17 protein-coding genes and 1 tRNA gene are annotated in these 23,329 nt (G+C 67.8%); 4 read left to right on the forward strand and 14 right to left on the reverse strand.

All coding sequences use genetic code 11. From position 1 onward, the window contains the following. Positions 1-28: 28 nt before the first annotated feature. Complete coding sequence (locus AC1PLR_RS12670) at positions 29-1,465, reverse strand: GumC family protein (RefSeq protein WP_481101220.1); 1,437 nt, start codon at positions 1,463-1,465, stop codon at positions 29-31. Beyond that, entirely contained in the window at positions 1,462-2,154 is a 693-nt protein-coding gene (locus tag AC1PLR_RS12675) for a polysaccharide biosynthesis/export family protein (RefSeq protein WP_150409446.1), read from the reverse strand. The genes AC1PLR_RS12670 and AC1PLR_RS12675 overlap by 4 nt, the downstream gene beginning before the upstream one ends. Before the next feature lie 287 nt (positions 2,155-2,441). On the opposite strand from AC1PLR_RS12675, the gene AC1PLR_RS12680 reads away from it, so the two are divergent. After that, positions 2,442-2,579, forward strand: a complete 138-nt coding sequence (locus AC1PLR_RS12680; RefSeq protein ID WP_481101221.1) for a hypothetical protein — start codon at positions 2,442-2,444, stop codon at positions 2,577-2,579. A gap of 147 nt (positions 2,580-2,726) precedes the next feature. On the opposite strand, the gene AC1PLR_RS12685 is transcribed toward AC1PLR_RS12680, so the two are convergent. From AC1PLR_RS12685 to thrS, 9 genes are all read right to left on the reverse strand, one after another. Continuing rightward, positions 2,727-2,803, reverse strand: a tRNA-Pro gene (locus tag AC1PLR_RS12685). Positions 2,804-2,904: 101 nt separating this feature from the next. Then, entirely contained in the window at positions 2,905-3,261 is a 357-nt protein-coding gene (locus AC1PLR_RS12690) for a MerR family transcriptional regulator (protein ID WP_009597860.1), read from the reverse strand. Beyond that, positions 3,242-3,541, reverse strand: a complete 300-nt coding sequence (locus AC1PLR_RS12695) for an integration host factor subunit alpha (protein ID WP_003466661.1) — start codon at positions 3,539-3,541, stop codon at positions 3,242-3,244. Before AC1PLR_RS12695 ends, AC1PLR_RS12690 begins: the two co-directional genes overlap by 20 nt. A gap of 24 nt (positions 3,542-3,565) precedes the next feature. Then, positions 3,566-5,944: a phenylalanine--tRNA ligase subunit beta gene (pheT, locus tag AC1PLR_RS12700; RefSeq protein WP_481101222.1), complete on the reverse strand. Its 2,379-nt coding sequence runs from the start codon at positions 5,942-5,944 to the stop codon at positions 3,566-3,568. Positions 5,945-6,066: 122 nt separating this feature from the next. Further along, positions 6,067-7,062 (reverse strand): phenylalanine--tRNA ligase subunit alpha, encoded by a 996-nt coding sequence (gene pheS / locus AC1PLR_RS12705; protein ID WP_010342858.1) that lies wholly within the window; start codon positions 7,060-7,062, stop codon positions 6,067-6,069. Positions 7,063-7,265: 203 nt separating this feature from the next. After that, entirely contained in the window at positions 7,266-7,625 is a 360-nt protein-coding gene (gene rplT / locus AC1PLR_RS12710) for a 50S ribosomal protein L20 (RefSeq protein ID WP_010342859.1), read from the reverse strand. Positions 7,626-7,635: 10 nt separating this feature from the next. Then, a complete protein-coding gene (rpmI, locus tag AC1PLR_RS12715) occupies positions 7,636-7,833 on the reverse strand; it encodes a 50S ribosomal protein L35 (RefSeq protein WP_010342861.1) in 198 nt (65 codons plus the stop codon). A 386-nt stretch (positions 7,834-8,219) separates the two neighbouring features. Then, positions 8,220-8,759, reverse strand: coding sequence for a translation initiation factor IF-3 (infC, locus tag AC1PLR_RS12720; RefSeq protein ID WP_081481966.1), 540 nt, complete (start codon positions 8,757-8,759; stop codon positions 8,220-8,222). 48 nt (positions 8,760-8,807) lie between these two features. Next, positions 8,808-10,712 (reverse strand): threonine--tRNA ligase, encoded by a 1,905-nt coding sequence (gene thrS, locus AC1PLR_RS12725; protein WP_019801251.1) that lies wholly within the window; start codon positions 10,710-10,712, stop codon positions 8,808-8,810. A 364-nt stretch (positions 10,713-11,076) separates the two neighbouring features. Here thrS and AC1PLR_RS12730 point away from each other — a divergent pair, with 364 nt between their 5' ends. Further along, complete coding sequence (locus tag AC1PLR_RS12730) at positions 11,077-12,144, forward strand: LacI family DNA-binding transcriptional regulator (RefSeq protein ID WP_481101223.1); 1,068 nt, start codon at positions 11,077-11,079, stop codon at positions 12,142-12,144. A gap of 65 nt (positions 12,145-12,209) precedes the next feature. Here AC1PLR_RS12730 and AC1PLR_RS12735 read toward each other — a convergent pair whose 3' ends face one another. The 3 genes from AC1PLR_RS12735 to AC1PLR_RS12745 are packed head-to-tail and all read right to left on the reverse strand — an operon-like array spanning position 12,210 to position 17,574. Then, positions 12,210-13,883: an alpha-amylase family glycosyl hydrolase gene (locus AC1PLR_RS12735; protein WP_481103588.1), complete on the reverse strand. Its 1,674-nt coding sequence runs from the start codon at positions 13,881-13,883 to the stop codon at positions 12,210-12,212. An 8-nt stretch (positions 13,884-13,891) separates the two neighbouring features. Further along, complete coding sequence (locus AC1PLR_RS12740) at positions 13,892-15,367, reverse strand: MFS transporter (protein ID WP_481103589.1); 1,476 nt, start codon at positions 15,365-15,367, stop codon at positions 13,892-13,894. 5 nt (positions 15,368-15,372) lie between these two features. Beyond that, the gene (locus tag AC1PLR_RS12745; RefSeq protein WP_481101224.1) at positions 15,373-17,574 is read right to left on the reverse strand and encodes a glucosidase family protein; all 2,202 of its coding nucleotides are present in this window, start codon (positions 17,572-17,574) and stop codon (positions 15,373-15,375) included. A gap of 239 nt (positions 17,575-17,813) precedes the next feature. On the opposite strand from AC1PLR_RS12745, the gene AC1PLR_RS12750 reads away from it, so the two are divergent. Together AC1PLR_RS12750 and AC1PLR_RS12755 are read left to right on the forward strand one after the other, a co-directional pair. Further along, positions 17,814-19,907 (forward strand): glycoside hydrolase family 97 protein, encoded by a 2,094-nt coding sequence (locus AC1PLR_RS12750; protein WP_481101225.1) that lies wholly within the window; start codon positions 17,814-17,816, stop codon positions 19,905-19,907. Between the two features lie 478 nt (positions 19,908-20,385). Further along, positions 20,386-23,145: a TonB-dependent receptor gene (locus AC1PLR_RS12755; protein WP_481101226.1), complete on the forward strand. Its 2,760-nt coding sequence runs from the start codon at positions 20,386-20,388 to the stop codon at positions 23,143-23,145. The last annotated feature ends 184 nt before the right edge of the window (positions 23,146-23,329 follow it).

The raw sequence follows: 23,329 nt of genomic DNA on the forward strand, positions 1-23,329 counted from the left end.
GTGCGGCGCGCCATGGCGCTGCGACATCTCATGCCGAGGCCGCCGCCGCGGCTTCGGCCTCGCGGATGAAATAGCGCACCAGCGCCACCGCCACCGCCAGGAACAGGCCGAACACGAAGGCCAGCGCCAAGCCGAGCAACTTCTTCGGCGAATTCGGCTTGCCGGGCACATCGGCGCGGTCGACGATCGAGATGTTGTTGGTGCCCACGTTGCCGACCACGCCGATCTCCTTGTAGCGCTGCAGCAACGCGTCGTAGAGCTGGCGGTTGGTGTCGGCCTCGCGGCGCAGCATGGTGTAGCGGATGCTGCGGGTCTGCAGGTCCAGTTCGTCGTTCTTCAGTGCGGCGATGCGGTCGGCCAGCAAGGTTTCCTGCTGACGCGCCGACTCGTAGTCGTTCTTCAGCGCGCTGCGGATGTTGGCGACCTCGTCGGCGATCTGGCGCTTGGTCTCGGCGATCTGGTTCTGCAGGCGCTGCATCTCCGGGTAGCCGGGCTGGAACGTCGCCAGCTTCTGCTGGTAGTCGGCGGTCAGCTTGGCCTGCTCGGCGCGCAGATTCTGGATCAACGGGTTGCTGACCACCTGCGGCAGGCCCATGCCGTCGCCGATGCCGGCCTGGCGCCAGGCCGCCTCGGCCTTGATCCGCGCGTCCTGCGCCGCGGCCAGGCGCACATTCAGTTCGCTCATGTTCTGCGTGGGCAGCGACGGCTTGTCGTCGCCCATCGACACGATCTGTTCCTGGCTGGAATAGTCGACCGCGTTCTTCTCCGACTCCTCGACCTTGTCGCGCAGTTGCGCCAGGCGCTCGGACAGGTAACGCGCAGCGAACGAGGACGCCTGCAGGCGGCGTTCCTGGGTCGAGGCGATGAACATCTTGGCGTAGGTATTGGCCACGCGCGTGGCCAGCACCCGGTCGGGCGAATCGAAGTTGATCCGCACCAGGCGCGAGTCGCGCACCGGCTCGATGGTCAACGCATCCAGCACCGGGCCGACCAGCGCATTCTCGGCCGCGGCAGCACGCGCCTGCGGCGTCGGCGCACGCCCGTCGCCGTTGTCCTGCAGCTTCTCCAGGGCTTCGTCGACCAGCGGCTTGAACGCCGGTTCCTGGGTCAGCTTGGCCTCGCGGATCACCTGCCGCGCCAGCGACCGGCTGCCGAGCAGCTCGTACTGGGTCTGGTAGAAGTCGCGATCCTGCGGCGATTCCACCGGCATCAGGTTGGCGACATTGGCGACGTTGAGCGATTCGCGCTCGATCTGCAGCACGCTGGTGGCACGGTACTTCGGCGTCATCAGCAGGAGGACGAGCAGCGCCAGCAGCACCACCGCCGCAGTGATGCCGACGATCAGCCAACGCTGGCGGTACAGCGCATTCCAGTAATCCAGCAGGCCGATGTCGGCTGGGCTCAGCGGCGTGCCCACGGGGCGCGCACGCGGCGCCGAGGCGGGAGGCAAGGTGGAGGCGCTCATCGGTAGGCCCTCCAGACCATCACGAACGGGGTCAGTTGCACGACGGTCCGCAGCAACACCAGCGCGTCGGAGCGGTACACCACCACGATGTCGCCACCGTAGATCGCCGGATCCGGCGCGGCCCCCTTCTGGATCTCGCGCAGATCGAAACGGGCCAGCATCTTCTGCCCGTCGACGGTCCGGAACACCACCACGTTGCCGCGGCTGGCCACGTCGCTGACGCCCTTGCCCAGCGACAGCGCCTGTTGCAGAGTCAGCGCGGAGCCCTGGATGGGATAGATGCCCGGCTCGCTGACCGCGCCGGTGACCGTGACCCGGTTGCCGGTGAACTCGTCGACCAGCACCGACACCTGCGGGTTCTGCAGATAGCCGTTGCGGTAGCGGTCGGCGATCTCCTTCTGCAGCGCATTGACGCTGGAGCCGGCGGCCTTGACGTCGCCGATCAGCGGCAGCGAGATGCGGCCTTCGTTGTCGACCCGCACCTGCCGTTCCAGGTCGTCGACCTGGAACACCTTGACCGTCAGCAGGTCGCCCGGGCCGAGCAAGTATTCCGGCTTGCCCATTGAAGCGGCAAGCGGATCGCCCGCCGGCAGGTCGGTACGCATCGCCGGCCCGCTGCTGCACGCAGACAGCAGTCCCAGGCAGAACAGGGCCAGCGCCCAGTGGAAGGTCACGGAAAGTTTACCCATGCGCGATGCTGATGCCCTCTGTCGAATGGTTTTCGAAGCGCCGCACTCGTCCAACCGGCCAGGGCTCCGTCCCGGCCAGAGGATGATCACGGTGTCAATTCCTGCCCGGGACGAACGGCCCTGGCCAACAGCGAAGCTTCGTGTTGCAACGCACTATGGCACAGCCATCTGCCGTCACCAAGGCGTTACCCGACATTTTTTTGACGCAGTAACAGGAGGGTTCAACTACATGTCCGGCGATTCAGCGTAGCAAGGGCCGGTGAACGTTCCATCGACGCGATGTTAACGTGATCAATGTCAACGCATTGACGCTGCATCGCTCCCAGTTCTGGCGCGGCTTTCCGGTCTGGCGAGGCGACGCCGGCGCGCGGCCATGGCGCATTCCTGCGAATTTTGTCTACGGCAGTGCGTTCGGCCCCAAATGAATGTTACGGCTCGTCGGCTTCGGTGCCGCTGCCACGCGCCGGCGCTCCTGCCGGGAGGGCGGTGCCCGTCTACCGGCACGTGGAGGCCCGCAAGCCCGGTGTGGCCAAACAAAAAGGCCCATGTCGCAGACATGGGCCTTCGAAAGATGGTCGGGGTAGCCGGATTCGAACCGACGACCACTAGTCCCCCAGACTAGTGCGCTACCAGGCTGCGCTATACCCCGATGTGTTGCGTCTCCGCCGTCATGGCGGACCCGCCTCGCGGCGAGTTGGCGATTATAGCGGGTTTGCCGCTGGCATTCCTAGCGGCGGTGGCCGCCCTGATTCAACGCCGCAGCAGCTGCAGGACTTCTTCCAGCTCCTGCCGCACCTGCTTGATGATCTGGTTGCTCAGCGCCGATTCCTGGCGGGCGCCCTCGCCTTCCAGGCGCAGGCGCGCACCGCCGATGGTGTAGCCCTGTTCGTACAGCAGGCTGCGGATCTGCCGCACCATCAGCACGTCGTGGCGCTGGTAGTAACGCCGATTGCCGCGCCGCTTGACCGGTTCCAGGCTGGGGAACTCGGTCTCCCAGTAGCGCAGCACGTGCGGCTTGACGTCGCACAGCTCGCTGACCTCACCGATGGTGAAGTAGCGCTTGGCCGGAATCGGCGGAAGTTCGCGGTTACTGCCCGGGTCCAGCATATGCCTCCACTCGCTCCTTGAGCTTCTGTCCGGGACGGAAGGTCACCACCGTCCGCGCCGAAATCGGGATCTCTTCGCCGGTCTTGGGATTGCGGCCGGGCCGTTGGTTCTTGCGGCGCAGGTCGAAGTTGCCGAAACCGGACAGCTTCACCTGCCGCCCCTGCTCGAGCGCATCGCGCAGCACGTCGAAGAACGCATCGACGAATTCCTTGGCCTCGCGCTTGTTCAGCCCGACTTCGTCGAACAACCGCTCGGCCATTTCCGCTTTGGTCAACGCCATTGCCCTGCTATCCCCTGTCCCTTCTCAACCACGCATCCGCGCGTCGTGTTCCCGCGCCAGCGCGGCCACCGCATCGGCGACCACCGCCTCCACGTCGCGGTCTGTCAGAGTGCGCGTGTTGTCCTGCAAAATCAAGCCCATAGCGAGACTCTTGCAACCAGCCTCGACCCCCGCGCCGACGTAGCGGTCGAACAGCACCACGTCGCGCAGCAACGGCCCCACCGCCGCGCGCACGCTACGCGCCAGCGCCGCCCAGCTCACCGCGTCCGGCACCACGAAGGCCAGGTCGCGGCGCACCGACGGGAACCGCGACAGCTCGGCGGCGCGCGGCAAGGCACGCGCGGCCAGCGGCGCCAGGTCCAGCTCGAACGCCAGCACGTCCACGTCGATCTGCATCGCCTGCAGCAGCCGCGGGTGCAGCTGCCCGATCCAGCCGATCCGCGTCTCGTCGCGATAGACGTCGGCCGATCGGGTCGGATGCGCGAACGGGTGCGTCGCCGGCCGATAGTCCAGGCGTGCGCCGGACGCCGCGGCCAGGGCCTCCAGGTCGCCCTTGAGGTCGTGGAAATCGACCTTGCGCGCCGGCAGGCCCCACTGCAGGGCGTCGGCATCGCCGCACACCGCGGCCGCCACCCGCTGGGTCTCGGTCGGCGCGGCACCGGCTTCCGCCGCCGCGGCGAACACCTTGCCCAGTTCGAACAGGCGCACGCGCCCGGCTTGGCGCGCGGCGTTGCGGCCCAGCGCCGCGACCAGCCCCGGCAGCAGCGACGGACGCATCACCGCCAGTTCGGCGCTGAGCGGATTGGCCAGGGCCACGCGCCCGTCGTGCAGCCCCCACTGGTCCAGCAGCGCGGCATCGACGAAGGCGTAGTTGATGGTTTCCAGCAGCTCGCGCGCCAGCAACTGCCGGCGCACGCTGCGCTCGTCCAGTTGGGTCTCGCTGTCCATGGCGATGCGCGTGGCGCCGCCGGGCAAGGTCGTCGGCAGGCGGTCGTAGCCGTGGATGCGCGCCAGTTCCTCGATCAGGTCCTCTTCGATGGCGATGTCGAAGCGGCGGCTCGGTGCGGTGACCTGCCAGCCATCGGCCGAGGCCACCACCTCCATGCCCAGCGCGCGCAGGATGCGCTCCACGTCGGCGTCGGCGATCTCGATGCCGAGCACGCGCAGGATGCGCGCGCGGCGCAGCGCGATCGGCGCCGGCGCCGGCAGGAATTCGGGCAGGGCGGCCTCGACCACCTGGCCGGCGCGGCCACCGGCCAGCTCCAGCACCAGCCGCGTGGCCAGCTCCAGCGCCTGCCGCGGCAGCGCCGGGTCGACGCCGCGCTCGAAACGGTGGCCGGCATCGGTGTGCAGGCCTAGCTTGCGACCGCGGCCCATGATCGCCGCCGGGGCGAAATGCGCGGCCTCCAGGAACACGTGCCGGGTGGTCTCGGTGACGCGGGTCGCGTGGCCGCCCATCAGCCCGGCCAGCGCCACCGGCCGATCGGCGTCGGTGACCAGCAGGAAGGCCGGATCCAGTGCCGCCTCGCGGCCATCGAGCAGGGTCAGGGTCTCGCCGTCGCGCGCGTGGCGCACGCCGACCGGGCCCTGCAAGGTGTCCAGGTCGAAGGCATGCATCGGCTGGCCCAGTTCCAGCATCACGTACTGGGTGATGTCCACCAGCAGCGACACCGGGCGCACGCCACTGCGGCGCAGGCGTTCGGCCATCCACAGCGGCGTCTTCGCCGCCGGATCCAGGTCCTCGACCACGCGGCCGCAGTAACGCGGCGCGTCGGCGCCCGCACCAAGCGTCACCGGCAGCGTGCGCTCGCTGCTCACCGCCGCCGGCGTCACCGCCAGCGGCACCACGTCGCTGCCGCAGGCCGCGGCCACGTCGTAGGCGATGCCGCGCACGCCGAAGCAGTCGGCGCGGTTGGGCGTGAGCTTGATCTCGATGCTGGCGTCGGGCAGCCCCAGGTACTCGGTCAGCGCCTGGCCGACCGGCGCATCGTCGGGCAGCTCGAACAGCCCGGACGCATCGCTGTCCAGCCCCAGTTCCTTGGCCGAGCACAGCATGCCGTTGGACGCGACCCCACGCAGCTTGGCCGGCTTGATCGCGATGCCGCCGACCTGGGCGCCGACCAGCGCCAGCGGCGCCACCAGGCCCGCGCGTGCATTGGGCGCACCGCAGACGATCTGCAGCAGCTCGCCCTGCCCGGCATCGACCCGGCACACCTGCAACCGGTCGGCCTCGGGATGCGGCGCGGCCTCGACGATCCGCGCCACCACCACCTGCTGCAGGCCGTCGCCGAGCGGCACGACCTCCTCGACCTCCAGGCCGATGGCAGTCAGGGTCGCGGTGAGCTGCTCACGCGAGGCCTGGGTCGGAACGTGGCTACGCAGCCAGTTTTCGCTGAATTTCATTGGAGAGCCGGGATTGGGGATTCGGGATTGGGGATTCGCAGGAGCGGATACGCGTGGGACCGGAAGATTGGAGGGGAACTCGCTTCAACGAATCCCCAATCCCCACTCCCGAATCCCCGCCCTCAGGCAAACTGCCGCAGGAACCGCACGTCGTTCTCGAAGAAGGCGCGCAAGTCGTTGACGCCGTAGCGCAGCATCGCGAAGCGCTCCACGCCCATGCCGAAGGCGAAGCCGGTGTAGCGCTCCGGGTCGATGCCGACGTTGCGCAGCACGTTCGGGTGGACCATGCCGCAGCCGAGCACTTCCAGCCAGCGGGTGCTGCCGTCGGGCTGCTGCCAGGCGATGTCGACCTCGGCGCCGGGCTCGACGAAGGGGAAGTAGCTGGGACGGAAGCGCATCTGGAAATCGCGCTCGAAGAACGCGCGCACGAACTCGGCCAGGGTGCCCTTGAGGTCGGCGAAGGTCGCGTGCTCGTCGACCAGCAGGCCTTCGACCTGATGGAACATCGGCGAATGGGTCTGGTCGCTGTCGCTGCGGTAGACCTTGCCGGCGGCGATCATGCGCAGCGGCGGCGCATGCTCGCCCATGTAGCGCACCTGCACGCCCGAGGTGTGGGTGCGCAACAGGCGGCCGTCGCCGAAATAGAAGGTGTCGTGCATCGCCCGCGCCGGGTGGTGCGGCGGGAAATTCAACGCCTCGAAGTTGTGCCAGTCGTCCTCGATCTCGGGGCCGTCGGACAGTTCGTAGCCCAGCCGCGCGAAGATCTCGGTGATGCGCTCCAACGTGCGGGTGACCGGATGCAGCCCGCCGCGTTCGCCGCGCCGGCCCGGCAGGGTCACGTCGATGCGCTCGGCGGCCAGGCGCGCGTCCAGCGCGGCGGTTTCCAGCAGCGTGCGGCGCTCGGCCAGCGCGGCTGACACCGTGTCGCGCGCGCGGTTGATCGCCTCGCCGGCGAGCTTGCGCTGCTCCGGCGCCAGCGCACCGAGCTGCTTGAGCTGGGCGGTGATGCTGCCGCTCTTGCCGAGCAGCGCGACCCGCAATTGCTCCAACGCCTCCGGACTCTGCGCCGCGGCGATGTCCGCCAGCGCCTGCCCGCTCAGGGAATCGATCTCACTCATTGCACTCGCGCCTCACTGCTCCGGCCGAACCGTGGCCACCGTGTCCCGCCGATGCGGGACCTCACCTACCCGGCAGGCACCCCGCATCGGGACGCCCAAAAACGCAAAAGGGGAAGGACTTGCGCCCTTCCCCTGCATGCCTGCGATGGCTCCCGCCGAAACCCCGCACGTGGACGCGCGGGTTTCTGCAGGGACTCGCAAACTTATGCCGCCAGCGCGCCCTTCGCCTTCTCCGCCAGGGCGGCAAAGCCCTGCGCGTCGTGCACGGCGATGTCCGCCAGCACCTTGCGGTCGAGGGTGATGCCAGCCTTGAGCAGGCCGTTCATGAAACGGCTGTAGCTCATGCCGTTGATGCGGGCCGCCGCATTGATGCGGGTGATCCACAGCGAACGGAAATTGCGCTTCTTCTGCTTGCGGCCGATGTAGGCGTACTGCTGCGCCTTGATCACCGCCTGCTTGGCGACGCGGAAGACCTTGCGACGGGCGTTGTAGTAGCCCTTGGCGAGGTTCAGAACTTTCTTGTGACGACGGCGCGCCTGGACGCCACGCTTGACTCGAGCCATGGTTCAGTCCTCAGAGGTAGGGAAGCATACGGTCCAGACGGCCTGCGTCCTCGGCACGGACGTGGTTCGTCTGCCGCAGGTTGCGCTTCCGCTTGGTCGCTTTCTTGGTGAGGATGTGGCTACGGTTGGCGTGGCCGGCCTTGTACTTGCCGGAGGCGGTCTTGCGGAAACGCTTGGCCGCCGCCCGGTTGGTCTTGATCTTGGGCATTACAATGTCCTTGATGGTGTTTTGTCACTGGTCAGGGCGGTGGCTGCGCCACACTTTCCGTCCGTGCCCTTACCTGCTTGTAAGCCCTTGATCCACTGAGGATCCGGGCGGGTCCTATTGCCGCCGGAGCGGCAAACCCGATGAACTGGGCCGCGCATTATGCCAGGGCTTGGAATGCCTTGCAAATCATGCAGTTCGATCTGGGCGCTTGCGCGCCGGGATTCGGGATTCGGGATTCGGGATTCGCGCAGGCTGGGCGGCGCACGGGCACGCCGCAACGGCGCAGCCGCGCTACGCCCGGAACGTCAAGAAGAGGTTGGCCACAGATACCGGAGAACCGCGCGCCTGCCGTTGGCGGGGCGCGATCCCGGGCTGCAGTCCGCGGATCAGCGCTTCTTCGGCGCGATCATCATCACCATCTGCCGGCCTTCCAGGCGCGGACGCGATTCGATGACGATGTCCTCGCCCAGATCGGCCTCGATCCGCGCGGCCATTTCGCGACCGAGCTCCTGATGGCTCATCTCGCGACCGCGGAAGCGGATGTTGACCTTGACCTTGTCGCCTTCCTCGATGAAGCGGCGCATGTTGCGCAGCTTGATCTGGTAATCGCCTTCGTCCGTGACCGGACGGAACTTGATTTCCTTGATCTCGACCTGCTTGGTCTTCTTCTTGGCTTCGTTGGCCTTCTTCTGCTGCTCGAACTTGAACTTGCCGAAGTCCATGATCTTGCAGACCGGCGGATCGGCCTGCGGCTGGATCTCGACCAGATCCAGGCCGTCTTCCTCGGCCATCGCCAGCGCTTCGTCGCGGCTCAACACGCCAACCATCTCGCCGTCTGCGCCGATCACGCGCACGCGCGGCACGCGGATCTCTTGGTTCTTGCGGTTCTGTTTGTTGTCAGGGGTACTGATGTTGCAATCTCCCAGGGGAATCGGACTGGCGCGGACGGAGGCTCCGTCCGCGCCAGGGTGGTGTCACGCCAACTGCTCGGCGCGCAGCCGGTCGGCGAAGGCGGCGACCGACATGGTGCCCAAATCCTCCCCCGATCGCGTACGGACCGCAATCGCGCCGTTTTCCGTCTCGCGGTCGCCCGCGACCAACAGGTACGGCACCCGCTGCAGCGTGTGTTCGCGAATCTTATAACCGATTTTTTCGTTCCGCAAATCGGCCTCGATGCGGAAGCCTTGATTTGCAAGGAGTTTCCGCACGTTGTCTACATAGTCTGCCTGAGCATCGGTGATGTTCATGACCACGGCCTGCACCGGCGCCAGCCAGGCCGGGAACATGCCGGCATGGTGCTCGATCAGGATGCCGATGAAGCGCTCCATCGAGCCGACGATGGCCCGGTGCAGCATCACCGGATGCTTCTTCTGGCTGTGCTCGTCCACATACTCGGCGCCGAGGCGGCCGGGCATCATGAAATCCACCTGCATGGTGCCGAGCTGCCAGGTGCGGCCGATCGCGTCCTTCAGGTGGTACTCGATCTTCGGGCCGTAGAAGGCGCCCTCGCCCGGCAGTTCCTGCCACTCCACGCCGCAGGCGCCGAGCGCGGCGCGCAGGGCGGCCTCGGCCTTGTCCCAGGTGGCGTCGTCGCCCAGGCGCTTTTCCGGGCGCAAGGCGATCTTGATCTGGATGTCGTCGAAGCCGAAGTCGCCGTACACCTTCAGCGCCTGCTGGTGGAAGGCGGTGACCTCCGCCTCGATCTGCTGCTCGGTGCAGAAGATGTGGCCATCGTCCTGGGTGAAGCCGCGCACGCGCAGGATGCCGTGCAGCGCGCCAGACGGCTCGTTGCGGTGGCAGGCGCCGAACTCGCCGTAGCGGATCGGCAGGTCGCGGTAGCTGTGCAGGCCCTGGTTGAACACCTGCACGTGGCCGGGGCAGTTCATCGGCTTGACCGCGTAGGTGCGCTTCTCCGACTCGGTGAAGAACATGTTGTCCTGGTAGTTGTCCCAGTGGCCGGACTTCTGCCACAGCGACACGTCCAGGATCTGCGGGCAGCGCACCTCGCCGTAGCCGCTGTCGCGGTAGACCTTGCGCATGTACTGCTCGACCACCTGCCAGATCGACCAGCCTTTGGGATGCCAGAACACCAGGCCCGGGCCCTCTTCCTGCAGGTGGAACAGGTCCTGCTGCTTGCCGATCTTGCGGTGGTCGCGCTTGTCGGCCTCCTCCATGCGCAGGATGTAGGCCTCGAGCTGCTTCTTGTCGGCCCAGGCGGTGCCGTAGATGCGCTGCAGTTGCTCGTTCTTGGCGTCGCCGCGCCAATAGGCGCCGGAGATGCGGGTCAGCTTGAACGCCTTGAGGAAACGCGTGTTCGGCACGTGCGGGCCGCGGCACATGTCCACGTATTCCTGGTGGTAGTACAGGCCCATCGCGGTGACGTCCTCGGGCATGTCCTCGATCAGCCGCAGCTTGTAGTCCTCACCGCGCTGCTTGAACAGCTCGATGACCTCGGCGCGCGGGGTGACCTTCTTGATCACGTCGTAGTCCTGCGCGATCAGCTCCTGCATGCGCTTTTCGATCGCCGCCAGGTCCTCCGGGGTGAACGGGCGCTCGCTGTAGATGTCGTAGTAGAAGCCCTCGGCGATGACCGGACCGATCACCATCTTGACCTCGGGATACAGCTGCTTGACCGCGTGGCCGACCAGATGCGCGCAGGAGTGGCGGATGATCTCCACGCCTTCGGCGTCCTTGGCGGTGATCAGGCGCAGGCTGGCGTCGTGGTCGATGAGGTCGCAGGCGTCGACCAGGCGGCCGTCGACCTGGCCGGCGATGGTCGCCTTGGCCAGGCCGGGGCCGATGGACTGGGCCACGTCCATGGGGCTGACGGGATGTTCGAATTCGCGGCGGCTGCCGTCGGGGAGCGTGATCGTGATCATGGGAGTCGGTGGAAAGGGAAACTGGGGGATGACGTCCGCACCACCTCGGCGGCAGGCCAGTCTGGGCGCGGGACAGAAAGAAGGCGCCACAAGGGCGCCTGCTCGGACAGCCTTGGGCGGGAACTCAAGCGAGGGCGGTGGTAGTGCTCATGTCGCACGCTCGGCCGGCGTTGCCGCGGGCCACCCATGTCCGGATCTTGTGGTGGGGCAAGATGGTAAACCAATCTTTACCAAAACGGTAAACATCGGTATTGACCGATATTGGAGACACAACGATGTTGGGGACAAGAGGAAGAGGACAGGTCACGCCGCCACTCTCTCGCCTTCGCTGCGCCGCAGCAAGAGCTACAGCGGCCGCCATGGCATGCTTCGCCGACGTTTTCTCCGCACCGGACGCGCCGTCATCAAAGGCAAGGCCACATCGCTGGACATCGCCTACCTGGCAGGCGTGTCGCAACCCACCGTCTCGCGCGCGCTGCGCGGCAGCCCGGCGGTCAACGAGCAGACACGGCGCAAGATCCTGGCGATCGCGCGCGAGCTGAACTACAAGGTCGACAAGCACGCCTCCAGCCTGCGCCTGCGCAACGCCGGGACCCTGGCGCTGCTGTTCTTCGAAGACCCGACCACCGACGACTCGCTGATCAACCCGTTCTTCCACTCGATGCTGGGGTCGATCACCCGCGCCTGCGCCCGCCATGGCTACGACCTGCTGGTGTCGTTCCAGCAGTTGTCGGACAACTGGCGCGCCGACTACGGCGACAGCCAGAAGGCCGACGGGCTGATCCTGCTCGGCTATGGCGACTACCTGCAGGCGCAGCAGCGGCTGCAGCACCTGGTCGACCAGGGCACGCACTTCGTGCGCTGGGGCGCGGTGCTGCCCGGGCAGCCGGGGGTGTCGATCGGCAGCGACAACTTCCAGGGCGGCCACGACATCACCGCGCACCTGCTGGCGCAGGGCCGCCGCCGCATCGCCTTCCTCGGCGACGCCTCCAACCATTACCCAGAATTCCTGGAACGCTACCGCGGCCATCTGCAGGCGCTGCGCGCGGCCGGCGTCGACGCCACCCCGGCGCTGCAGGTCGATGCGATCACCACCGAGCAGTCCGGCTACGAGGCGGCGCTGGCCCTGCTCGGCCGCGGCGAACGCTTCGATGCGCTGTTCGCCGCCAGCGACCTGATCGCCATCGGCGCGTTGAAGGCCTTGCGCGAGCACGGCCTGCGCGTGCCCGAGGACGTGGCCCTGGCCGGCTTCGACGATATCCCGGTGGCGGCCAGCGTCGATCCTGCGTTGTCGACGGTGCAGCAGGACACCAAGCTGGCCGGTGCGGTGCTGGTGGACACCCTGCTGGCGCAGATCGCCGGGCAGCCGGTGAGCAGCCGTACTCTGCCGGTGACACTGTCGCTGCGCGGCTCGTCGCTGCTGCGCAACTGAGCCACCCTACTGGGGCACCGACGCGCCGACGGCCGGCGCGCTGAGGCCGACCGGCAGCGCCGCGTTCACGGCGTCGGCGCGACCCCGTCCTTGGCCGCCATCAGCCAGCGCAGCCGCGCGCGCAGGTCCGGGCGCACGATCGGCGCATCGGACAGGAACACGCGCACGCCGTGTGCCGGCACCTCGGCGCGCAATGCATCGGTCACCTCGATGGCGCTGCCATCGAAGCCGTCGTGCCAGGTGCCGGACTGCAGGTAGCGGCGCACTTCCAGCGTGCGTGGCGCATCGCTCTTGTTCAGCAGCACCAGCGCGGTCTGGGTGCTGCCCGCATGCTGCACCACCCGGTAGAACACCGCCTCGTCGCCGGACAACTGCAGGTTGAGTTGCAGGCCGCGCTGCAGCGCCGGGCTGCGCTGGCGCAGCGTGGCGATGCGCCGCAGCGGCGCGAAGATCGGGCTGCTCGGCGCCGCGTTCACCCGCTCCTGGCCGAAGTAGTTGCGGTTGCCGGCGTGCTCGGCACGGCCGCGCATGAAGCCGGTCTCCGAGCCGTAGTAGATCACCGGGATGCCGCGCGCGGTGAACAGCCAGTTGTGCGCGTCGATGAAGCCGGCGTCGCTGGCGTCCAGCCGCGCCATGTCGTGGTTGTCGTAGAAAGTCATCAGCTCGTACGGATTGGCGTACGGGCCGCGCTCCAGGTACAGCGACGGCTGCAGCGTCTCGTAGCCGCGCTGGGCATGGCCGAAGGTCGCCGCCAGTGCCTGTTTGAGCGGGAAATCCAGCACGCTGACGCCGGCGTTGCTGGCCCAGGTGTGGCCGGCGATCTTGTGCGCGTTGTAGTCGAAGTCCTCGCCGAACATGAACATGCCCGGGCGCTGCGCGCGGATGCGGCGCACGAACTCGTGCCAGAAGCTGTCCGGCATCCAGCCGATGGTGTCGATGCGAAACGCATCGGCGCCCTGCGCCAGCCACTGCGAATAGGCGCCGACCAGGTACTCCATCACCGCCGGGTTGCGCTCGTTGAAATCGGACAACTGCGCCAGGTTGCCGCCGGTGTTGTAGAACGCGTGCAGCGGGTTGTGCGCCGGGTCCAGCTTGGACGGCAGCAGGTTCTGGTGGTCGGCGATGAGCGTGCCGTCGCGGTCGAACACTTGGCCGAACATCGGTTGCCGCTTGGGCATGGTCCAGGCCGGCGAGCCATGGTTGCCGACGATGTCCAGCACCACCTTCAGCTGCTGCGCATGCATCGCCTGGGTGAAGCCGGCGAAATCCAGGCCCGGGCTCGGCAGATGCTCGTCGAGCTTGTAGAAGTTGACGCCCCAGTAGCCGTGGTAGCCGGTCTTGCCGCGGTCGCTCAGCGAACTGCCCCAGGTGATCGGCTTGCCGCCGGTGAAGGCCTCGTCCGGGTTGTCGACGATCGGGGTGATCCACACCGCGCCGAAGCCCATATCGCGGATGTAGCCGGCGTTGTCGACCACGCCCTTGAAGTCGCCGCCGAGGTAGCCGATGTTGTCGCTCTCGCCCGGCGGCGCCGGGATCGGGATGTCGAAGGTGCGGTGCGCGCCGCCCTGGTCGCGGTGATCGTTGCCCGGATCGCCATTGACGAAGCGGTCGGTGACCACGAAGTACACCGCCTCGCTGGCGAAGGGTTCCAGCGTGCCGTAGAACTCCTCCTGCGCAGGCGCCTGGGCCTGCGCCGACGCGGCGCAGGCGCCCAGCAGGGCCAGCGCCAACAGCGACATCCGATCGATCATGCGTTCGCTCCCGAATCCGACGGCACCCACAGCACGCACAGCGCCGCCACCAGCAGGCTGCCGCCGCCGATCGCCAGCGCGTACAGCGGCCGGCCGCCGAGCCAGTGCGTGAGCGCGAAGCCCAGCACGCTGACCGCGACCAACTGCGGGATCACGATGAAGAAATTGAAGATGCCCATGTACACGCCCATCTTCGCCGCCGGCACGCTGTCCGACAGCAAGGCGTAAGGCAGCGACAGGATCGAGGCCCAGGCGAAGCCCACGCCGACCATCGACAGCAGCAGCCACTGCGGATCGCGGATCCACAGGAACGACAGCAGGCCGGCCGCGCCCAGGCACAGGTTGAGCAGATGGCTCATGCGCAGCCCGCAGACGCGCACCAGCAGCGGAATGGCGATCGCGGCCAGTGCGGCGAAGCCGTTGTAGGCGGCGAACAGCACGCCGACCCAGTTGGCGCCCTCGTTGTAGGCGGCCGAGGTGACGTCCTGGGTACCGTAGTGGGTCTGGGTGACCGCGGCGGTGGTGTTGATCCACATCGCGAACAACGCGAACCAGGAAAAGAACTGCACCCCGGCCAGGCGCCGCATCGCCCGCGGCATGGTCTGCAGATCGCAGACGATCGCCGCCAGCATGTGTCCGCGACGCAGGCGCGGCGCCACGCCCTGCAGCACGCCGTAAGCGATGCACAGGCCGGCCAGCACGTACAGCATGCGGTCGCCGCGGCACCAGGCGATGGCCGCCGCGCCGGCAATGCCCACCGCGCACCACAGCGCAGCGGCGCCATCGACACGGCGCGGTTGCGCCGCCGCGGCGGCCGCGGTGGCGACGTCGCTGCCGTGCAGGTCTTCGGGCGGATACTCGCGGGTGCGCAGCACGGTCCAGCCGATGGACAGGAACAGCACCGCGCCGCCGAAATAGAACGCGTAGCGCACCGTCGCCGGCACCTCGCCGGGGGCGGCGGTATTGCTGACGCCCCAGTGCGCCAGCAGCCACGGCAGCATGCTCGCCACCACTGCGCCCACGCCGATGAAGAAGCTCTGCATCGCATAGCCGGTGGCGCGCTGGCGCGTCGGCAACTGGTCGCCGACGAAGGCGCGGAACGGCTCCATCGAGATGTTGATCGAAGCGTCCAGCACCCACAGCGTGCCGGCCGCCACCCACAGCGCCGGCGAGTTCGGCATCACCAGCAAGGCCAACGTGGTGAACAGCGCGCCGACCATGAAGTACGGGCGACGCCGGCCGAAGCGGTTCCAGGTGCGGTCGGACAGGTAGCCGACAATCGGCTGCACGATCAGGCCGGTCAGCGGTGCGGCGATCCACAGTCCCGGCACCTGGTCCATGTCGGCACCCAGGGTCTGGAAGATGCGGCTGGCATTGGCGTTCTGCAGCGCGAAGCCGAACTGGATGCCGAGGAAGCCGAAGCACATGTTCCAGATCTGCCAGAACGACAGCGCCGGCTTGGCGCGTGGCATGGCGCTCATGGGCGCTCCTCGATCGGGCCGACCGGCGCGATCAGCAGCGCGGCGACATCGGCGGCATTGACCACGCCATCGGCGCCGCCCTGGCCACCGGTGTAGCGTGCGAAGTGCTGCAGTGCGCTCATGTTTGCCGCCGGCAGCAAGCGCGCGACGCAACGTTGCCCGGCCTGCAGCACGAACAGCGCCGCCGTGGAGGTCTGCTCGCCGACGCTGTGCGGCATCACCAGCGGTTGCGACTGTGCTGGCGCGTGGCCGCACTGCACCTGCAGGCGTTTGACCGCGGCGGTGACACCGGTGTTGATCGGGCCATGCGCATTGACGTAGCGCACGCTCAGCCGGTAGGCGCCATCGTGCGGCGCGGTCCAGCTCCAGTCGTCGGCACCGTCCACGCGCGCAACGTCGCCGACGCAGACGGTGGGGCTGTGCAGCGATTCCCAGCGCCCCACTTGCCGGGTCAGGCTCAGGCACTGCACGCGCTCGGCCAGCGGCAGCAGCGCGCCGTCAGCGTGCCCCGTGTGCGCCTGCCCATCGACGTACAGCACCGTGTCCGTAGCCGCCTGCACCCGCCAGCCTTGCGCTTCGCGCCGCACCTGCGGTGCCGGCGGTGCCAGCGGCGCGAAGGCGTCTTCCGCCGTCAGCATCTGCAAGGGTGCGCTGCCGCTGTGGCGCGCCACCAGGTCGACGGTGGTGGTGCTGTCCTGGGTACTGGTCTTGCCGGCGACCAGCAGGTCGCCCTGCAGTTGCGCCGGCCGGCGCAGCACGATCCGGCGGTCCTTCAGCTGCAACGCGATTTCCTGGCGCTCGCCGAACAACAGCGGCACCAGGCTGGTCGGCAGCTTGGGCAGCACCCGACCGTCGTCCTCCACGCCGAACACGCCCTCGATCACCATCGCCAGGTAGCCGGCCACCGACCACAGCTGCCGCGGCGAATTGACCACCGGACCACTCAGTGGGCCGTCGTCGACATGCGCGGCCTGGCTCAGGAACTCGTAGTTCTCCATGTTCGAGCCGGCCAGCGCGGCGCCGCGCAGCAGCGAGCGCACTTCCAGGTCGATGCGCACGCTGTCGTCGGTGTGCCGGGCCGCACGCAGCGCGTAGGCGCTGACGAACGGCCAGATCGCCCGGTTGTGGTAGATCGGCACCTCGCGCTGCTGCGGCCACACCACCGGGCTGCCCGCCTCCACCGCGGGATAGCGGGCCAGCGCCTGGCGCGCGCGCGCGGGCGGCAGTACGTCGGCCAGCACCGCCAGCGACAGGCCCAGCAGATCGTAGCTTTCGTAGCGCACCGGATGCTCGGCCGTACCGATGTAGCCGACGTAGGTGCCGCGGTCCTCGCGCCAGAAACGCTGCGCGATCGCCTGGCGCAGTGCATCGGCCCAGCCGGCATAGCGTACGGCGGCCTGCGTATCGCCCTGCTCACGAGCCAGACGCTCGCCCAGGCGCAGCGCCTGGTAATGCAGCACGTTGGTGGACAGCGCGAAGGAACTGGCGATGAAGCCGACATTCTCGCGCGTCCAGGCCGGATAGGTCTGCTCGCGCCAGTCCAGGAACGAGGTCTCGCCGCGGTACAGGCCGATGCGCGGGTCGAACGCGAACGCGCGATCCTGCGCCAGCGTGGCCGTGAGCGCGGCGCGGGTATCGGCGGCAAAGGCCGGATCGTCAAGCAGGTGCCGCGCAGCCAGGAACCACACCACCCGGTCGCTGCTCACCGGCCAGCTGCCGCCGGAGCCGGTGTCCTGCGCCACGAACAGCCCCGGCAGCGCGTCGGCGCCGCGCATCGGCGACAGCTTGAAGCGTAGCGAGCGGCGCGTGCGCTGCGGATCCAGCCGCGCCAGGGCCAGGTCCGCGGCATAGCTGACATCGCGGGTCCACACGTAGGGCCAGCGCTCGCCGGTCTGGTAGCAATCGCACGGCAACGGCTTGCCGTGATCGAACGCCGGGTCGCGGATCGCCTGCACCTGGTCGTCGTGCAGCTCCTGCTGCGCCAGCGCGAACAGCGCATCGAATAGCGGACTGTCGGTCTCGCTGCGCAGCGGCTGTGCCGGCACCGCGCGCGTGCCCTGCGCCGCGTGCAGCACGAAACCGCCGTCGGCCGTGGCCTCGGCCTGCGCGGTCTGGCCACGCCATTGCAATGACGTCTGTCCAGCAGACGCCGACGCCGCGGCACCCAAGGTGGCGGCCAAGCAGATCATCTTCAGCATCGAAGCGGCAGACCGGCTCGCACCGATCGACCTCCCTCCCTCTTTGCCTGCATGGTGGAAGCGCAGGCCGGCACGCCGGCACTACGGTCGCCGCCTCCGCATCGCGGGGCGCTGCGGACATGGTAGACGGGCGGCACCGCGACGCGTGCAGTTGCATACGTATTCATCGCATGCGCCACGGCGGCCGCGGACCGCGTCGCTATAGTCGATGCGCTGCCACGGTCGCCCTGGGAGGGGATATGCCGCTGTTTGAGGTCCTGTCGCGCCTGCGTGTGCCGTCGTTACTGGCGAGCGTGTTGTGGTGCGTTGCGCCATGCCTGCACGCCGCGCCGCAGACGGTGGCCAGCGTGGACTCGCCGGGCAAGATCCTGCGCGTCTCCCTGCAGTTGGACGACGGCCGCCCCGGCTATCGCGTGCAGCGGCTGGGCGAGGCGGTGATCGGCGAATCACGGCTGGGCTTCCAGTTGCGCGACGGCGCCCTGGATCGCGACCTGGCGGTGCTGGACCAGCACAGCCGCAGCGTCGACGAGACCTGGGAACAGCCGTGGGGCGAGCGCCGCTATGTGCGCAACCACTACAACGAACTGCGCGTGGACCTGGGCGAGCGCGGCGGCCGCCAGCGCCGCTTCGCGGTGGTGTTCCGCGTCTACGACGACGGGCTCGGCTTCCGCTACCGCTTTCCGCAGCAGCCCGGCATGCAGGAGGCCGTCATCGACGAAGAGCTCACCGAGTTCGACATCGTCCCCGAGGCGACCGCCTGGTGGATTCCCGCCGGCGAACCCATCCACTACGAATACCTGTACCGACGCACGCCGCTGCGCGAGGTGCCGCTGGCGCACACGCCGTTCACCCTGCGCAGCCAGGACGGCCTGCACCTGGCCATCCACGAGGCCACCCTGGTCGACTACGCCGGGATGTGGCTGCGCCGCGGCGAAGGCCAGCGCCTGCATGCGCAACTATCGCCGTCGGCGGAAGGCTGGAAGGTCCGCCGCGCCCTGCCCTTCGACACGCCGTGGCGCACGCTGCAGATCAGCGACACCGCCGGCGGCCTGGTCGATTCCAACCTGATCCTCAACCTCAACGAACCCAATGCGCTGGGCGACGTGAGCTGGGTGCACCCGGCCAAGTACGTGGGCGTGTGGTGGTCGATGCACCTGAACCAGGAAACCTGGGCACGCGGTCCCAGGCATGCCGCCACCACCGCCAATACCCGCCGCTACATCGACTTCGCCGCGGCGCACGGCTTCCGCGGCGTGCTGGTCGAAGGCTGGAACCCCGGCTGGGACGGCAACTGGGTCGGTAATGGATACGACTTCGACTTCACCCGCGCCACCGCGGACTTCGACATCGCCGCGCTCAGCGCGTATGCGGCGAAGAAGGGCGTGCACCTGATCGGCCACCACGAGACCGGCTGTGCGGTGGAGCACTACGAAGACCAGCTCGATGCGGCGCTGGGCCTGTACGCGCGGCTGGGCGTGGACACCTTCAAGACCGGCTACGTCTGCGACGATGGCCAAGTGGACCGGCGCAATCCCGCCGGCGGCCCGCTGTGGCGCGAATGGCACGACGGCCAGTTCATGGCCCGCCACCATCTCAAGGTGGTGCAGGAAGCGGCCAGGCGCCACCTGTCGGTCAATGCCCACGAACCGATCAAGGACACCGGCCTGCGCCGCACCTACCCGAACTGGCTCTCGCGCGAAGGCGCGCGCGGCATGGAGTACAACGCCTGGGGCGAGCCGCCGAACCCGCCGGAGCACGAAGTGAACCTGGTGTTCACGCGGATGCTGGCCGGGCCGATGGACTACACCCCCGGCATCCTCAGCCTGAAGGGCCGCGGCGGACGCGCGATTCCGAGCACGCTGGCGCGGCAACTGGCGCTGTACGTGACCCTGTACAGCCCGATCCAGATGGCGGCCGACCTGCCCGAGCACTACCTGCAGCACCGCGACGCCTTCCGCTTCATCGAGGACGTGGCAGTGGACTGGGACGACAGCCGCGTGCTCGACGGCGAGATCGGCGAGTACGTGACCATCGTGCGCAAGGACCACCACAGCCGCGACTGGTTCCTGGGCAGCATCACCGACGAACACGGCCGCGTGCTGCCGATCGCGCTGGGCTTCCTTGAGCCCGGCGTGCGCTACCGCGCCGAAATCTACCGCGACGGCGACGCCGCCGACTACCAGCGCAATCCGTTCGACTTCGTGCGCGAGCAGCGCGAGGTCACCAGCCGCGATCAGTTGCAGCTGAAGCTGGCGCCTGGCGGCGGTCAGGCGATCCGTTTCGTGCCGCTGGACCCGGCGCCGGCCTCGGCGGGCTCGGCTGCGTCGCATTGACGCGTTGAGGCGTCGCTGCGCCGCCATGCCGCTGGCTCGACGCCAGCGGCGCACCCGCGATGGATGCGCCCGGTGCCTGATCCCTGCGCCGAGGACAGCGCCACGGCGCACGGCATCCGCATGGCATGAGCCAGTGGCTACGCCGGGTCGCGGCAATGCGGCAGAGAACGCGCAGCCCTGTGCGGAACGACCTCGTCCTGGCGGGCAGCACCGAGCGTTCGCGATGGACGACCTCGGCGACACCGACGCAGATGTTCACAGCCGCACCGGCATAGCGCTGCATGCACGACATTGCGATCCTGAAAGCGCTTCCAATGCGATGCGTTCCAGTGAATACGTATGCAGCGGGCGTTCGCGACGAAGCCGCGTGTCTACCATACAGCGCAATCGCGACACCGCCCTGCGGCTGCGCGACACGCACATCCGGCCGCCTCGCCGGTTCAGACATTCGCAAGACAACATTGCCTGGGAGGGGAAAATGTTGAACCACAAGCGCAACGCGCTGACGCTGGCGCTGGCCGTCGCGATGACGCCGATGCTGGCTGCGGCACAGTCCGAGACCACCACCATGTCCAACGATCCGGTGACCGAACTGGACAAGGTCCAGGTCACCGGCATCCGCCGCGGCATCGAGAACGCCATCGCGATCAAGCAGGATTCGACGTCCATCGTCGAAGCGATCTCGGCCGAAGACATCGGCAAGCTGCCGGACGTGAGCATCGCCGAATCGCTCGGCCGCCTGCCCGGCCTGGCCGCGCAGCGCGTCGCCGGCCGCGCCCAGGTGATCAGCGTGCGCGGCCTGTCGCCCGACTTCGCCACCACCCTGCTCAACGGCCGCGAAGTGGTCAGCACCGGCGACAACCGCAGCGTCGAGTTCGACCAGTACCCGTCGGAGCTGGTCAACGGCGTGACCGTGTACAAGACGCCCGACGCCGGCCTGGTCGGCCAGGGCCTGTCCGGCACCATCGACATGCAGACCGTGCGTCCGCTGAGCTTTCCGGATCGGGTAATCGCCGTCAGCGGCCGCCTGCAGAAGAGCTCGCTCGGCAAGGCCGCCAACGTCGACGCCTTCGGCAACCGCTTCAGCGCCAGCTACATCGACCAGTTCCTGGACAACACCCTGGGCTTCTCGATCGGCTACGCCCACAGCGACATGCCGATCCAGGAGAACCAGGTCGGCCTGTATGAGCCGTGGAGCACCGAAAATACCGATAAGGGCGCGCGCCGCGGTGTTCCGCAGGGCACCTTCTTTTCAGACGGCATCAAAGCATTGCGCCGGACCGGCAACAACAAACGCGACGGCGTAATGGCGACTGTGCAGTTCCGCCCATCCAGCAGTTGGACCAGCACCTTCGACGCGTTCCATACCGAAGCCGAGCAGATCGACACCGCCAATCAGTTCGAGCTGAGTCTGAGTGGCAATGGCGAGGATCCAAACAATCCTGCTGCCATTCTCCCGATATTCACCAATGTCAGTCGTAATGCCGACGGTACATTTACTGGTGGCACCATCAACAATGCTTACCCACTTGTCCGCGGCATGTACAACAAGCGCAAGGACAAGATCGATGCATTTGGTTGGAACAACGAGTTCAACCTCGGCAGTGTGAGGCTGATGGCCGACCTGAACTACTCCAAAGCCACCCGGAACGAACTGAACCTTGAAAATAACCTGCAATTGCTCCCGCGACCGCAGTTCGATTCGATCGGTGTCAACGTCCACCCAAACGGCTTCTCGCAGATCACCCCCGGCCGCGACTACTCCGACCCGAACAACCTGTTCCTGACCAACACCATCTACGGCTCCGGCTACGGCAAGGTGCCGGAGGTCGAGGACCGACTGAAGGGCGGCCGCTTGGCGGCGACCCTGCCGGCACCGCAGGCGCTGACCTGGTTCTCGGACATCGACGTGGGCGTCAACTACGCCGACCGGCGCAAGCAGAAGACCCAGGCCGAAGGCAACATCCTGCTCGGCGCGCAGGGCGACACCAGCATCGCCAGCGATCTGCAGTACGACCCGGTCAACCTCGGCTTCGCCGGCATCGGCACCATCCCGGCCTGGAACGTGCCGGCGGCGGTCTCGCGCTACATGACCTTCAATCCGGTCACCAACCTGGACTACCTGATTCCGAAGTCGTGGACCGTGCAGGAGAAGATCACCACGGCCTGGCTCCGCGCCAACATCAACACCGACATCGGCGAGGTCGGTGTGCGCGGCAACATCGGCGTACAGCTGCAGCATGCCGATCAGAGCTCGCAGTCCAGCTACTTCGACCAGTCCCGTCCGGTCGGCCAGAACGTGCTGCCTATCGACGCCGGCAAGACCTACAACGATTGGCTGCCGAGCCTCAACCTGGCCTTCCTGTTCCCGCACCAGCAGACCCTGCGCTTCGCCGCAGCCAAGCAGGTGGCGCGGCCGCGCGTGGATCAGATGCGCGCCGGCCTGGATTTCGGCGTGGACACCTCCACCGGCAAGCCCGGCGGCAGCGGCGGCAATCCCCTGCTCGACCCGTGGCGCGCCAATGCGCTGGACCTGTCGTACGAGAAGTATTTCGGCGAGAAGGCCTACGTCGCCGCGGCGGTGTTCTACAAGGACCTGAAGAGCTACATCTACACGCAATCGCGCGACGATTACGACTTCTCCGCCCTGCTCGCCAGCTACGTGCGTCCGCCCAACATGACCGTGCCGGTGCAGACGACGGGCACCTTCTCCTCGCCGCAGAACGGCAAGGGCGGCACTCTGCGCGGCCTGGAACTGACCGCCTCGCTGCCGCTGGACATGTTCACCGACAGCCTGCGCGGCTTCGGCATTCAGGCCAGCGCCACGTTCAACGACAGCGACATCAAGATCGTCGATCCCGAAAGCGCCTCCAGCGTGGGCTCGGCGCCGATCGACCTGCCCGGCCTGTCCAAGCGCGTGTACAACTTCACCGCCTACTACGAGCGCAACGGCTTCGAGGCGCGCGTCAGCCAGCGGCGGCGCTCGGACTTCATCGGCGAGATCGGCAACTTCAACGGCAACCGCACGCTGCGCTACGTGGTCGGCGAGAATGTCACCGATGCCCAGGTCAGCTACACCTTCGCCGACGGCAGCACCCTGGCCGGGTTGAGCCTGCTGCTGCAGGCGAGCAACCTGACCAACTCGCCCTACCGCACCTACGCCGGCACCAAGGATCGCCCGCTGGAGTACGTCGAATGGGGACGCACCTACATGCTCGGCGTGAACTACAAGTTCTGAGCCCAGCGTAGAGCACGCAGACGCGCCCGCCGGCACACCCGGCGGGCGTTTTCTTTGGGCGATTGCCGGCTACGGAGCTGCCGAGCACCCGGATATCGAGCGGCGAAGCGGATTGCGATCGCGTCGCGATGGCGGTGTGCTTTGCATAGAGGAGGGAGACGCGCGGTTCGCAGGAAATCGCCGC

The organism is Xanthomonas sp. NCPPB 3570 (assembly GCF_056725115.1).